We start from the raw sequence: 15400 nt of genomic DNA, 5'->3' as shown, positions 1-15400 counted from the left end.
ATATGTTGCATAAATAATAACCCTCTATTTTCGTCCATGTACTCCACTTAAAATAACTGTTGCCTTTTACAATCAGCCTATTATAGTGCTTTAGTATATACCCCTTTATTACCTAAAACTTTTCATCAATATCTTTAGGCTGATTTATCTATTAATACAACATAATAATTTAACTATACATATTTCCATTTTCATTTTTAAATTTCTCTATTTACCTTAATCTTTTTTCTTGCAAGGGAAGCACATATACCAAGTACACATAACATAGTCATTACTATAAAAATTATATGCATACTTTTTAGAAATGCTTGAAAAGAGACCTGTTGTGTAATTTTCATATTTCCCATAAAAGCTGTAAAACTTAATGTAGCTATCCCCATGCAAACCATTTGCCCAATAAATCTCATCGTAGCAAGAATTCCCGATGCAACTCCATATATCTGCTTACCTACAGATCTCATTACTGAATTTTGATTTGGCGATATGAAGAACGCACAGCCTAACCCCTCTATAATCAAACCTATCACTACAAAAATCACAGAAGTCTGGTTGCCTAAAAATAAGAACATTAAAAGTCCTACTCCATTCAAAACAAACCCTATTGCTGATACCAACTCAGGTTTCATTTTATCTGAAAGCCTTCCTGCAAATGGAGAGAATATTGCTTGTATTAGCGGTTGGGATATAAGGACAATTCCTGCATATTGCGGACTTAATCCTATAATATATTGCAAATAAAGACTTAAAACATAGCTAATAACAAAAGTAAGACCATAATTAATTAATGCCGCGAAAGTTGAAAATATAAACGCTTTATTTCCTCTGAAAAGAGAAATATCCACAACAGGATTTTTTACTTTTAAAGCCCATACCCCAAAAGCAATTGTTCCTGCAATTCCGGCTACAAGTAGAAACAAACCATATGTTGCATTCAGAAATGTGAATCCGCATAGCAAGGCAATCAGTGAAGCACAGAATATAATCGTTCCAACTACGTCAAAGCTTTCACCCTTAGCTTCTGTCCATTCCATATTCATATATTTCAGTACGATAATAATTATAATTACCCCAAGCAAGGCACTCATGCAAAATATACTTCTCCATCCAAAGTGTTCTGTTAGAATTCCACCCAAAGGCGGTCCAGCAGACATTCCAGCATAGCTTGTAATCCCAATCATTCCAAGAGCTTTTCCTCGTTCACTACCAGGATATACTGAACTAAGAATAGCTATTCCTGTACTGGACAGCATACATCCTCCTATACCCTGCAACACTCTCAGTGCTATAAGTTGCCACCCGTATCTAGTAAATATACATAGTATTGATGACACTGCAAGAAGGATTAACCCCCACAAAAATATGCGTCTTCTTCCGTATATATCTGCTGCTCTTCCAAAAGGAACAAGGAATGCTGCCGCAGCTAGCAAATAAGCAGTCGACACCCAACTTAAAGCAGTGGTATTCATCCCAAATTCATTACTCATCGAAGGCAGAGCAACATTAACAGATGAACTTAAAAATGTAGGCAGTAATGCAGATATCATAATTGAAATTAATACAGCCTTCTTAGTTACTTTATTTTCTGTAAGTAGATTTAATTGTTCCAAAAGAAATACCTCCTAGTCATAAACTTATTCATCTTCCTCATACTGATATAATTCGCAACATCTTTTTACATAATCATTACTATCACACTTTTCAGCAACAAGACCATTTCTTCCCTTATAATTATCTATTGCAGATTTAATTGCCTCTTCAGCTAAAGCAGAACAATGCATTTTAATTGGAGGCAGACCATCAAGCGCTTCAGCAACTGCTGCATTTGTTACTTTAAGTGCTTCTTCAACAGTCCTACCTTTTATTAATTCAGTAGCCATACTGCTTGTCGCAACAGCAGCTCCACAGCCAAAGGTCTTGAATTTTGCTTCTATAATAATACCTTCTTCTATTTTCAAATACATTTTCATAATATCGCCACACTGTGGATTACCAACTTGTCCAATACCATCAGCATTTTCAATAATTCCAATATTTCTCGGATTCATGAAATGATCCATAACCTTTTCACTATATTGCATATTCTTTTTTTCCTCCTTTCACCCCTTCATATAAATGTGACATTTCTCTTAACCTTTCCACAACCTTTTATCAAAATATGGCAACATTGCCTCCAAAACTTGGGGCCTTAATGATGTGGTAGCAGCATGATCCAAGTAAACAAACTGATTATTCATAAATATATGTTCCTTTCTCTTTGTTTTTTGAATTTTTTAATATAATTTTATTATTTTGTTAAGCATATATTAAATCTAATTTGCCTTAGTGTCTATTTGGTTTTTATCAAAGTATACGGGTATAGATTAAGGGTTACTGATAATCCTCATCACTCTTACCTGTAGTCTATTCAAGGTATACATAGTTGATTCCTCACTAAAAATCGTATATGCTTATTGTAATAAAATGAATTATGCATATTTTTGTTATATAATAAAATTAAAATAAGTGTTGAAAATATTATGGATTATAATTAAGAAGAAAAGATTAAATTACTGGATAAATTGTACACCATCTATTGTAAATTCTATAATTCTTACCTACAAACTAGGTAATATTCATTAATATAATTTTACTCTTGATTGGAGAATTAAAATGAAAAAGAAATACCAAATTGTTTTAGATTTTATCAAACAAGAAATAATCAGTAAAAATTTGAAACCTGGAAGTAAACTCCCATCTATTTTGGAAGTTTCTAAAATGTTGCAATACAATAAAGATACCATAATACATGCTTATAACGAATTGGTAAAAGAGCATCTTGCATACTCTGTACCTAAAAGCGGCTATTATTTAGTTTCAAAATCAGAACGTGAGAATTATATCTCAGAAACAGATTGTATCGATTTTTGTCCTTACATTTACAGTTGCAAAGTGATACCTGATATTGAACTTCAACATTGCTTCAACCAGTCAATTGATTTGTATAAGGAGAAAATGCTCACTGTAAGTGATGTATCAGGTGGCATCGTTAGCCTCAGAGAAACAATTCAAAAGCAGTTGCAGAATTTACAGATATTTACCAAACCAGAGAATGTTTTTGTAACAACAGGATCACAACAATCAATATCTATTTTAGTAAATAATGAATTACCAAACAGAAAGACAAAAATTCTTGTTGAGCAACCTACATGTTCAGAAATATTGAATGCTCTAAAGCTATGCAATGCAATAACAATAGGCATAGAACGAAATTCAGATGGTATTAACCTTGATGAGCTTGAAAATATTTTTAAAAATGAGAACATCAAATTTTTTTATACAATGCCAAGGTTTCACAATCCCACAGGATACTCATTTTCATCTGAACAGAAGAGAAAGATACTAAAACTTGCTCAAAAGTATAATGTATATATTGTCGAAGATGATTGTTTTGCTGAGATCGACCTAGATAAAAAAGTAGACCCAATGTTTTCTGATGATTCATCCAGAGTTATCTATATAAAAAGTTATTCTAAAATACTTTTCCCATGGCTGCGACTTGGAATTATTGTATTTCCATCCCAGCTTTCAGATTTATTCAAAGGTGTGAAGATCTGTAGCAACATTATAGAGCAAGGTGCTCTTGAACTTTACATTAAAAATGGTATGTACGATAAACATATAAAGCAAATAAAGCAAATTTACCGTACAAGAATGAATGAATTGAAAAAAGCATGCTGTAAATATTTAAATTCTAAAATAAAAACTCAAATACCTGACACAGGCTGCTTTACATGTATAGAACTTCCGAAAAATATCCATGCGCATTCACTTGTCAGTTCTTTGGAACTGCGAAATATAAAAATTGCGACCGCAGATAGCTCCTACCTACCGCTGCACAAAAAAACAAATTGCATCTGCTTAAATATAAGTAATGTTGATGAAAAAAAAATAGAGAAGGGCATCAAAATTATTTCGGAGGAACTTGATAGTTCTTCAGATATAGGAATAAAAAATTTGTTAAAATGGAATGACTGATTCACAAGCAGTTTTATAAAATAAATTTCAATGATTAGCCTTTGAGATTGAGATGAACGAGAATTTAGAATAACTTGTGTAAATTAAATATTTGATATGTTATATAGCTGGAAACTTCATTTCCAGTTATATTTTTATATTTCTTTTCAAATACTAAAACTGGATAGTATTATATTTTTAGTTTGTGCACCAAAAGATAATATATACATAATTTCATAAAATGGATAAACTATACTGCTAACACTTCGTTGATTCTATCTTTAAACATTATCTCAAATTTCAAAAGGGTAACACCCCAGTTTGGAAATGGTGAAGTCCATTTTTTCATAACTTAATCTGTTGCTAAATAAAGGGACTTTCGTAATGAATCATCAGTTGGAAATCCGGTTCTAATTTTAGTGAATTTTCTTAGTTGTCTATTAAAACCTTCAAGTGTATTAGTAGTATAAATCATCTTTCTAATTTTTTTAGTATAAGAAAGATATGTAGATAATTTATCCCAGTTTTCATACCATGAATCAATTACAGAATCATAAAGATTGTCCCATTTTTTTCTTCAACTCATCAAGCTGCGCTAGCGCAATTTCTTCTGTATCTGATTTATAAACAAGCTTTAGATCTTTCATAAACTCTTTTCTATTTTTATACATAATGTTTTTTAATTCCTAAATGTAAGAATAGAGATAGTACAATGACTCACCTCAATGCTGTCATTTATACTATCTCTAAATTTTCTCCAAATCACTTACTATGAATAAATAACTTAATTTTCTAGATTAAAGGGATCACAACTTCTATTCCATAACATTTAACTACTTTAAGCCTACTATATAAATATAATTACTTAAATGTAAATATTCATTACTTAATCTACATATACGTCCAAATTTACTTCTTTTATGTTCACATAATGTTTTGTCTCTCTTAATTATTGTAATATAATCATATAAAGCTTTATTTTTCCTATATAGGGTTATATTTATTTGCAATACAATAAATATATAAATATGAAATTAAAACAATAATGCTTTTCCTTAAGGAATATTATGTCAAAAGGTCATGAAATATCATGATACTTAAATTTTTGTGAAATAGGAGGAATATTGGATGAAGTTTCATAAAATAATTTCATTAGTAGCAGCTATGCAGTTATTATTTTCAAGCAATGTTTTCGCAGCAGAAAATAATGACAAATCTGATTTAGCATTTAAAAATGATTCCCTTAAAACTACAATGGAGGATAATATCAAAAAACAGGTAAATGTTTTAAATATGGATGATTTTAGCACTAATGTGCAGTCAAAATTGAAAGATAAATTAAATAAATTTTCTAATTTAAAGACTTTAGCTTCAGCTACTGATCCATACACACCTGATAAATATGAGCCAAACAATAATTCTGGCGTGGCAACATCAGGTATTAAAAATCAGATGATTCAAGCAAATCTTAATTCTGCTACCGATGAGGATTGGTATAAAATAGATATAACTCAATCTGATTTAGATGCAAATGGTGGAGTAGCAGCCGCATTATTGACTAATATACCTAATAATTGCGATTATGATTTGTATATATTGCAAATTCTTCCGAATGGACAAATTGCAGGACTACAATCTGTACAAACTGGAAATGCACCTGAAGCAATTTATTTTAACTGTAAACCAGGAACTTATTATGCAGTTGTAGACGCAAAAACTGGGGTAGAAAATAACTTTAGTCAACAAAATTACTCTTTCTATTTTGGAGGCGCATATAAAAGTGGTACAACCGGTTATATGAATTTGGGCATGAAATTTAATTTTGGAAATAACAACTATGGTAGCAGTGGTCCATGGTTGTCTCCATATCAAGAAATAGATTTAAGTAACGCTTCCTTTATCCCTAACCAAGCTCTTATTTCAAAACTGTATATTTCTGATGATAGCAATGGAGCATATTGGATTGGATTTTATAAACTTGTCAATGGAATAGAACAAATGGGAGGATTCCAATCACCATTACCTTTACCAGCAAATCAATATGCTGCAAAAGAATTATATCAAGTTCAAGGTAAAATTACTCGAAGCGATGGTTTTATTTGGCAACCACAAATGAAAATTGATTATCTATATCCTGTAACACTTGATAATCTTCACTTTTTACTTGGCCAATAATAAGTATTACAATTCTGATATATAACCTTATATTAACCATGTAAATAAGTGTGTAATTTATGTTTATATAAAATTTAATGATAATGAATTAGATTTAAAATTATAAGAAATGTATACTATTTTATATTGCGCCACTAATTAAGTTGTACGCATTTTATCCCACAAATACAATAATAGAGATAGTATCTTGGCTCATTTCAATTCTGCCATGTATACTATCTCTATTTTATCTCTTGATTTTATGAAACCTTTATATTTATAAACTCCTGCACTTTTAATTCCACTAACACTATTACTAGGTTTAGTAATAATCGATTTTTCATTTAATACAAATTCTATTTTTATATCTCTTAATACTTTTATAGCTTCTGAGCTATTATATATTTGCATTCTAAACGTGTATTGGCAATAATCAGATTTACTTATATCTTCTATTAGTCCATTAACACCATACTCATTATCACCACAATATTTCATAGAATAGTCATAAAAGTTAAAATTAAATATAAAAATAAAAGTTACACAATATATAATAAATTACGTTATATATTATGTAACTTTATTAATGTAATAATTTTTATTAGAGATTGTACAAATTAGTTATACATAGAATAAGCAAAATGATATAATGAATTTACATTTGTAGAAATCTCGCCATTACCAGCTACCATAAAAAATGGTATTATATCATAATAATGTGTACTTATTCTATTATCGAATGAGTATTCTCCAACAGCTGGACCTAGGTGTATTGAAATCGAAAAATTTCCATTAGCATCAGTCATGCCAGTTTGGTTACATGGTTTATTATTTAAACGTACTACTGTTCCTGCTGCAATTGGTTGATTTGCAACTGGAATACCATCTTTATTATAAGCAGTTCCTTGGACAGTCATTTCATAATATACTCTCCATTTCTTTCCATATCCATAATCCATATAACCACCATTTGCATTAGTAGAAATATTAGTTATTGTTGCTCGAGTTATATTGGAATCTATTGGAACCTTTTTTTCAAACTTAAGCTTATAAGTGGCATCTGGATCCGCACCTGATAAACTTAACACCCTTGTATAATAAATTCCTTTAGGAAATGTTTTGGCTAGTGAATTATTATTTTTTAAAGTAGCTATTAAAGAACGGTTTTCATCATATAATTTAACCTCATAATCTCCTTTACTTGATGAATTTTGGAATGATAAAATACCATTCGTATCTTCATTTAATTGAAGTTTACTCCAATCTTCATCAAACTCATTATCTATCGTATCCTCTATAGATAATGAATTAGCATATTCTTTTGCTTGAAATATGTTATCATCAGGTTCATTTGAACCATATTTATCCGAAGACATTACTGCAAGTTGAAATTGATTTTTATCATCAAAACCTTTTACTGAATTTATTCCAATAAAGTAGATCCCTTTTTGGCCAATTGTACTTAAATGTTCGTTTGCACTACCTGAATATAATGAGTCTGCAACCAAATCTAAATCGTTAGTCTGCTCATTGTATTTAAATAAATACAAGTCATAGTCAATGTTAGTGCTGTTTGGTGCCTGCATAATTACTGTAAGCTTTTGAATAAATGAATTGTTAAAAGCATACCATCTTTCTGCCCCTTCACTTGTTATAGAATCACCATAAACAGATCCAATGTCTATGGTGTAAGCATTATTTGGACTATCATTAATAGTAACAGCTGAACCAGTTGTAGTCTGATTGTCTGCTGCAAGGAAATTTGATTTTGATTTTACATTTTCTTTTACATTTTTTAAATAATTTTCATTAAATTTAATTTCTGGCTTACCTAATTTCAATTTTGTCTTAAACATATCTGAATTTGAAGCTTTAGATGATAGTTCAGTAGACTTGTCCTCTAATTTGACATTATTTACGTGTTTAACAATAGTATTGTCCCTTGCAAAGACAGGACTACAAGTTAACATCATGCTCATCCCGATAATTGTAGCAATAATTCTGTTTTTCACAAAAACCACCCCTTTTATATTTTTTACAACAATTCTAAAAAAGTATTTTTTTAATATACTTTTTCCCTAATTGCTTACATTTTTTATTTTACCATATTTGTATTTTTTTTCAATATGTTACTTTTTATATATTTTTGTATATTTTAATATAATGATATTTTTATTGTGTACTTTATGAAATTAATTTTATCGATTACTCTTTGTATTTAATTTGTTATGATATTCTAAAACTACTGGAACTCAACACAAGATCTTCCTATCATGTAGCAAAAAGACACCTATATTTCTGATATGCTTCCTTTATAGTAGACAGTTAAAATAAAAAGACTTAAATGTAAAAATCAAAAAATTATACATAAAATTGGGTGAATCTAAAAAGATTCACCCAATTTATTAATATCAATATTCCTCTTAAGTTTCTTATTCAGCTTTATCAAAAACATTTATGAACATTTGCTTGATTTCGCTTATCAATGGATATCTTGGATTTGCCCCAGTACATTGATCATCAAAGGCTTGTTCTGACATTTCATCAAGAGTTGCATAGAATTTCTTTTCTGAAACCCCTGCTTCTTTAATTGTCTTTGGTAAGTTTAGCCTTTCTTTTAATTCATCTATAGCTTTGATTAATAATTCTACTTTTTCTTCTTCTGAATTTCCTCCTAAGTTCAAGTAATCTGCAATTCTAGCATATCTGCTCTTTACATTTGGATATTTATATTGCGGATATGCTGTTTGTTTTAATGGGTTGTCCACCGCATTAAATCTTATAGCTTCATCTATTAATAATGCATTAGCAATTCCATGAGGTATATGATGTTCTGCCCCTAGTTTATGTGCCATAGAGTGGCATACACCTAAGAATGCATTAGCAAAAGCCATACCTGCTGTTGTTGATGCATGAGCCATTTTTTCTCTTGCCTTTACGTTAGTCGCTCCATCCTCATATGCTTCAGGTAAATATTTAAATATTAATCTTATGGCTTCTAGTGCTAGTCCATTAGTATATTCTGACGCAAGTACTGATGTATATGCTTCTATACCATGAATCAACGCATCTATTCCAGAAGAAGCTGTTAAACTTTTTGGCATATTCATCATTAACTCTGCATCAACGATTGCCATATCCGGTGTTAATTCATAATCAGCAAGCGGATATTTGATTCCTGATTTCTCATTTGTTATAACTGCAAATGGAGTAACTTCTGAACCTGTACCTGCTGATGTTGGTATTGATACCATCATTGCCTTTTCTCCTAGTTTTGGGAATGGATACAATCTCTTTCTTATATCCATAAATCTCATAGCAAGATCTTCGAACTTTTCTTCTGGATGTTCATACAATACCCACATGATTTTAGCAGCATCCATTGGCGACCCACCTCCAATGGATATAATTGTGTCTGGATTGAAGTTCAACATTTCAGCTACACCTTTTTTAGCTGTGGATAAAGTCGGATCAGGTTCTACTTCTGAAAACACTCTAAAGCTAATTCCTATTTCTTCTAAAACTTTTGTAACATTATCAACATATCCTAGTTCCTCTAATATTTTATCAGTAACTATAAAAGCTTTTTTTCTATTCATTTCTTTTAATTCTCTTAGTGCAAATCCAAGACATCCAAATTTGAAGTAAATTTTTTTAGGAACTTTAAACCAAAGCATATTTTCTCTCCTCTCAGCTACACTTTTAATATTTAAAAGATGTTTAGGTCCAACATTTTCTGAAACAGAATTTCCGCCCCATGAACCGCAACCTAATGTAAATGAAGGAGCTATTTTAAAATTATATAAATCTCCATTTGCCCCATGTGATGCAGGTATGTTTATAAATGTTCTTACAGTCTTCATGGCTCCACCAAACTTAGCTATTTTATCCCTACCTGTTATTGAATTTACATACAGTACAGATGTATGTCCAAGTCCGCCCAATTCTAGTAGTACTTTTGCTTTTTCTATGGCATTATCAAAATTCTTTGCCCTATACATTGCAAGTACTGGAGATAATTTCTCATGTGCAAATGGTTCTTCCTCTCCTAAAGATTCAACTTCTCCGATTAAAACTTTTGCTGTCTCTGGAACTTTAATTCCTGCCATTTCAGCTATTTTATAAGCTGATTGACCTACAATTTTTCCATTTATGCTTCCGTCTATAAATATTGCTTTTCTAACTTTATCTGCTTCCTCAGGACTAAGTATATATGCTCCTCTTTCTTTAAATTCTCTTCTAACTTCGTCATATATTGAATCTAATGCTATTATTGATTGTTCTGATGCACATATAACTCCGTTATCAAATGTTTTTGAAAGAAGTATTGAATTCACAGCCATTTTAATGTGAGCAGATTCATCAATTATAACCGGAGTATTACCTGGTCCAACACCTAGTGCTGGTTTCCCTGATGAATAGGCTGCTTTAACCATTGATGGTCCGCCAGTTGCTAGAGTTATATCTGCCTCTCTCATTAACTCTTGTGAAAGTTCAACTGAAGGTTCATCTATCCATCCAATAATTCCTTTCGGAGCTCCTGCTTTCACTGCCGCATTAAGAACTATTTTAGCTGCTGCTATAGTACAGTTCTTTGCTCTTGGATGGGGTGATAAAATTATACCGTTTCTAGTTTTTAATGATATCAATGATTTGAATATTGCTGTTGAGGTTGGATTAGTTGTAGGTATAACAGCTGCAACAACTCCTATTGGTTCTGCAACCTTAGTCATACCAAAGGCTTCATCGCTTTCTATAACTCCACAAGTCTTCTCATCCTTGTACTTATTGTATATATACTCTGATGCAAAATGATTTTTAATAACCTTGTCCTCTATAATTCCCATACCAGTCTCTTCTACAGCCATTTTAGCTAAGCTGATTCTATGATGAGCAACTTCGATAGCGGCTTCTCTAAAAATCTCATCTACTTGCTCCTGAGTGAAAGTAGAAAACTCCTTTTGAGCATTTCTTACTTCTTCTAATTTTTTCATTAATTCTTCGATATTTGTCACCTTCATCAGTATTCTCCCCTTTTTAATAATTTGTGTTTATTTTTGGTTTCTAATGGTTAATAATTAGGTTTACGCTCTTATAACACAATTTTATGCATAAAACATTGTTTGTTAAATATCAATCAATATCAACGTTTTAAAAAGAAAAACATAGTTTTTCCCTTTAAAACATAATCATTCATTTCATTCTTCATATAAATCCCGTATTGATTGTTAAACTTTTAACTATTTTACTTATTATGGCGCCTAAACCAATTATAATAAACTGTTATTTATTTTGCAACAATTTATTAAATATTCTGAAAAATAATTTTATTTCTCCACCAAAATTTAGTTCTACTTATAAATTTGCAATGTAGGCCTCTACTTCTATCCAAGTAGTTCCAATTATAACAGTTCTATCTTAAAATCAAAGAAATATTAACATTGTTAATCTAATATGTTTTTAAGCAAAAAATCATTTCCAAGATATTCATTTATTAATTCTTCATCAATGCTATAAACCCACTCTTCAAATTCTGAAATAGTTATATTTCCTCTTAATACATTATAAAATTTCGATTCAATATCCTGTTTGTTCATGCCTAATACACCTCGGCCTATTCCCTTCTATGAATACAACTCCACTCATATATACTATCCTACAAATACAACTCACCTAGAAATTTTTTTAAAAATTCAATTATAGCTTTACTATAATTCTGTATTATATTATTCTTTTCAATAATATAATCTCTATAATGATATTCAGCATCCTCAATAAGACTATCATATCCAACAAATAGTATTGGAATATAATCAAATTCATTTTCAAGTGACCTTAGGCAATATTATTAAACTTTTAAAGAGATGATGATTATACAAAGCATCATCTCTAGTTTCTTTCATCATAATAGAATGTTTTTACCCATGAATAATTTTTATTATTTAGTACACACCATTCGGTAAAAGAAATATTTAAACATTCATTTTTATATTTGAACCAACTTTCATATAAATCTTTATAATATTGAATATCCTTTATCATACCTGATAACTTTGGAGATTTCTCTTTATAAGTTTCGATTATTTTACTTGATTTATTTAATAGTTCATCTACATATTCTTTTTCAAATAGTATATATTCAGGAAAATGATGACTACCGAACCACAAATTATCAATATATAGAGTCATTAATAATATGACTGTACTTATATCATTAGGGTCAACTAAATTCGCCTTTACTAAGATTTTCTCTGAATTATAGTATTCTATATTATCAATTTTCTTATAGTTACTATTACTATATAATTTAAGCTGATAAATCCACCTTAAGTATGGCATTATTTCAGCTTCTACACCTTCTATTAATATTGGTAATATCAACTCTTCAATAAGAGGTTGTTGAAAATCTTTTATACTCTCTTTTTCAAATCTTTCTATACAAATAAAATCAACAAATTGTTTGATTTCATCCTTATTTTTTAAGCTTATGAAATTAATCATGTCTCTTAGCTTTTTATTAGCTATCTTTTTCAACCCTTGATTTCTGTTATCAGCATAGTCATTCCATAGTTTAGTTATCTCTTCATCAGAATAATTTATTAAATTCACATTCTCCCCCCACTTATAACGTAGTTCTAATTTTATTAAATTAGTTTGTTAATAAATATTATTATTTATTAGATAATTTTATTGCCAGCATAGCATTATAAAAAAACTTATCGTAACTGCTGGAGCAAAGACTATCCCTATACTTAGAGCCATTAAATTATTATCATTCCTACTAAATTTCAAAAACTTATTACTTAAAATCAATAAAGTACACGCTAGATTAAAAAATACAACAATATAGCAATATGTATCCTGTGATAAATTCCATTGACCACATTTATAAATTTGATACGCCAGCATTAATGCTCCTATAGGAAATAAAATTATCATTTCTTTTTTCAATATATTTATATATCTGTTCCTATCTTTTGCAGCTTCAAAAAACACCTTTACAGCAATCGAAAACAATATACTAATAATTACTATTGCCATAAGATCTTCTGTTTTCAAAAAAAATCACTCCAATTCAATATCTTGAATAATACAGTATTCAAAACTTTTACTTATATATCACAATAGTTAATTATTCACAAATTATCTTTAAAAAATATCACTCTATTTTTAATGAATTGTTAAAGATTCTAGTAATAACAGCATGACCTACAATATTACTGCCCTCTTGAATATTTATTATTTTTCCTTCCCATAGGCAATGAGGATATTCTTCAGGGCTTATAAATTTTATCGTCCCCAATGCCGACTCACCATTAGGTATACATTCAACTCCATAATATTGATGAGTTCCTGTTGTTAAATAATCTTCCTTAATTAAATGTCCAGGTCTATATTCATTATAAAATGGTGTATTCCTTTCACAAATAATTATGGCTTCTATATCAGATTCTATCATAATGGCCACCTTCTTTTATATGAGTATTGGATGATTAACAATAGGCTTGCCTATTACTTCCTTTTTATATTAATTTAAATCACTTTCTAAATAAATTTTATGAATATTTTCTGCAATTTCAGGGTTCTTAACTTCTATTTTTTTAAGAACTACATTTTTAAAATCATCCTCATTCTTCTCAAATATCATTAAATCATAATCTTCTGCTGTCTCATAATAAGCTAAAGCATATGAATATTCTTCAAAATCTGAACCTCTCTTCAATGCTATACATACATAAAACACTTCCGCTTTCATTGCATGTAGGCATTCTTTTTATCTTGTGGTTTATACCATTTCATTGTTCCTTTAATACTTTTTTCTCCTTCCTCATCTATATAAGAGTTGTTGATAAACATCTGTCTTTTGGATACAAATTCTTCTTCTGCTTTATCATAGTTATTATTATAATTTTCTATATATATTGTATTTTTAATTTTTTCTAAAACTTTATCATCTATATCTAAATTATCATCTTTTAATTCTTTAAGAAGTTTTTCTTCAATTTTATTACGCATCTCTAAATCATAAATATCACTTTTATCATATAAACTTTCAAACAATATTTTCTTCACTTCTTTATCTATATTTTCTTTCACTGCTTTATCATAATAAAAAAACGCATCATCACAAAAGTACTCAAAATTATCATCTCTTTCATATATTATATACTCGTAAGTAATGTCTTCCTCTTTTATTGGATCCCTTCCATTATGCTGAAATAATAAATCTTCATCATCCTTTATAAAACATTCTAAAATTTCTAATTGCCTTTCATGATTTAATAATCCGAAGTGCCTAATGTTATACATAATATGTACCTCTTTCTATTTTTTATTTTTTTTATTTTTCTTTCGTTTATCATTAAACCAATGATTAATTATCATCTTCTATTACTTCATGAATAGGCATTCCTTCTGATTCAATTATATCCTCTAAACATAATCCATCTTTAGGATAAAACTCTTCTATTGAACTTCTTTTTATTGGATATTTAATATACCAATTTTCTACTCTAAATGTTTTGTAATCATAATTCTCCCCTTTAAAATATTTATCTTTTTTCTCTTTTTTAGTACCTAAATATTTTCCTTGAAATATAAATGTACTTCCCAATATATTATGATTTATTTCCTTAGGAACATTCCCTACGACAATTACTTCTTCCCATTTCTTATTATCAGATTTATTAAATAAGACTCCATCTTTCCCTATTACTACACAGTCACACTCAGCAGTACCACCAGTAATATATTCACAGTATATCTCCGTAGTATTATTATCCAAAGGCTCTTTAGACCCCTCAACTGTTGTCACCTCTTTTGTAACCCTCTGAACAGAGACTGTTACTGCAAAAATTTCAAATGCTATTAACAATACAATTATTGATAATAACGTTTTAATTATTATTCTTTTCATTCTCCTAATTCCTCTTTTATTTGTGATTCATCTATATCTTTAGGTTCCTCACCAGATTTGAATACTTTCCACTTATATCATCCTTTTATTAATCATAAAACTTTTTACAATTACTTCATATTATACTTTAGTATAATTTTGAATTTATTTAATTTAACGGGAAATTTAACTAACCATTGAAAATTTAATAACTAATCTCTATAACTTCTAAATTAAAAATACATAAAAAAATAACACCATTTATTTATGATGTTATTTTTTCAGTGCTTATACATTAAAACCTCTTATTTAAATTTTTTTAATATTAATGTGATATTTCTAAGCCTTATATATATC

The 15400-nt window shown here is 29.3% G+C and carries 14 protein-coding genes and 1 pseudogene; 2 read left to right on the top strand and 13 right to left on the bottom strand.

The annotated features are described in order from the left end of the window. Positions 1–197: 197 nt before the first annotated feature. Complete coding sequence (locus L3B98_RS24455; protein WP_238918583.1) at positions 198–1607, bottom strand: MFS transporter; 1410 nt, start codon at positions 1605–1607, stop codon at positions 198–200. 24 nt (positions 1608–1631) lie between these two features. Continuing rightward, positions 1632–2078, bottom strand: a complete 447-nt coding sequence (nifU, locus tag L3B98_RS24450) for a Fe-S cluster assembly scaffold protein NifU (protein ID WP_238918582.1) — start codon at positions 2076–2078, stop codon at positions 1632–1634. A gap of 571 nt (positions 2079–2649) precedes the next feature. Between nifU and L3B98_RS24445 the strand changes: the two genes are divergently transcribed. After that, a complete protein-coding gene (locus tag L3B98_RS24445; protein ID WP_238918581.1) occupies positions 2650–4014 on the top strand; it encodes a PLP-dependent aminotransferase family protein in 1365 nt (454 codons plus the stop codon). A 229-nt stretch (positions 4015–4243) separates the two neighbouring features. On the opposite strand, the pseudogene L3B98_RS24440 reads toward L3B98_RS24445, so the two are convergent. Then, positions 4244–4676, bottom strand: a pseudogene (locus L3B98_RS24440) (transposase); the annotation flags it as partial. A 445-nt stretch (positions 4677–5121) separates the two neighbouring features. On the opposite strand from L3B98_RS24440, the gene L3B98_RS24435 reads away from it, so the two are divergent. After that, complete coding sequence (locus tag L3B98_RS24435) at positions 5122–6168, top strand: hypothetical protein (protein WP_238918580.1); 1047 nt, start codon at positions 5122–5124, stop codon at positions 6166–6168. Positions 6169–6360: 192 nt separating this feature from the next. Here the strand turns inward: L3B98_RS24435 and L3B98_RS24430 are convergent, their stop codons facing one another. From L3B98_RS24430 to L3B98_RS24385, 10 genes are all read right to left on the bottom strand, one after another. Further along, positions 6361–6645, bottom strand: coding sequence for a hypothetical protein (locus tag L3B98_RS24430; protein WP_238918579.1), 285 nt, complete (start codon positions 6643–6645; stop codon positions 6361–6363). 119 nt (positions 6646–6764) lie between these two features. Beyond that, complete coding sequence (locus tag L3B98_RS24425) at positions 6765–8159, bottom strand: hypothetical protein (RefSeq protein ID WP_238918578.1); 1395 nt, start codon at positions 8157–8159, stop codon at positions 6765–6767. Positions 8160–8579: 420 nt separating this feature from the next. After that, entirely contained in the window at positions 8580–11168 is a 2589-nt protein-coding gene (adhE, locus tag L3B98_RS24420; RefSeq protein ID WP_238918577.1) for a bifunctional acetaldehyde-CoA/alcohol dehydrogenase, read from the bottom strand. A 423-nt stretch (positions 11169–11591) separates the two neighbouring features. Continuing rightward, complete coding sequence (locus tag L3B98_RS24415) at positions 11592–11744, bottom strand: hypothetical protein (protein ID WP_238918576.1); 153 nt, start codon at positions 11742–11744, stop codon at positions 11592–11594. Between the two features lie 292 nt (positions 11745–12036). After that, the gene (locus L3B98_RS24410; protein ID WP_238918575.1) at positions 12037–12756 is read right to left on the bottom strand and encodes a hypothetical protein; all 720 of its coding nucleotides are present in this window, start codon (positions 12754–12756) and stop codon (positions 12037–12039) included. A 78-nt stretch (positions 12757–12834) separates the two neighbouring features. Further along, positions 12835–13206, bottom strand: a complete 372-nt coding sequence (locus tag L3B98_RS24405; RefSeq protein ID WP_238918574.1) for a hypothetical protein — start codon at positions 13204–13206, stop codon at positions 12835–12837. A gap of 100 nt (positions 13207–13306) precedes the next feature. Beyond that, positions 13307–13606 carry a hypothetical protein gene (locus L3B98_RS24400; RefSeq protein WP_238918573.1) on the bottom strand — a complete coding sequence of 100 codons (300 nt, stop codon included), beginning with the start codon at positions 13604–13606 and terminating at the stop codon, positions 13307–13309. Between the two features lie 69 nt (positions 13607–13675). Continuing rightward, positions 13676–13903: a hypothetical protein gene (locus L3B98_RS24395; protein ID WP_238918572.1), complete on the bottom strand. Its 228-nt coding sequence runs from the start codon at positions 13901–13903 to the stop codon at positions 13676–13678. Next, complete coding sequence (locus L3B98_RS24390) at positions 13900–14457, bottom strand: hypothetical protein (RefSeq protein WP_238918571.1); 558 nt, start codon at positions 14455–14457, stop codon at positions 13900–13902. Before L3B98_RS24390 ends, L3B98_RS24395 begins: the two co-directional genes overlap by 4 nt. 64 nt (positions 14458–14521) lie before the next feature. Then, positions 14522–15064, bottom strand: a complete 543-nt coding sequence (locus L3B98_RS24385) for a hypothetical protein (protein ID WP_238918570.1) — start codon at positions 15062–15064, stop codon at positions 14522–14524. Positions 15065–15400: the final 336 nt, after the last annotated feature.

This window comes from Clostridium sp. YIM B02555 (genome assembly GCF_022320955.1).
Classification (GTDB): domain Bacteria; phylum Bacillota; class Clostridia; order Clostridiales; family Clostridiaceae; genus Clostridium; species Clostridium saccharoperbutylacetonicum.
The sequence above is the reverse complement of the archived record's forward strand: the minus strand, read 5'-3'. Positions and strand labels throughout refer to the sequence as shown.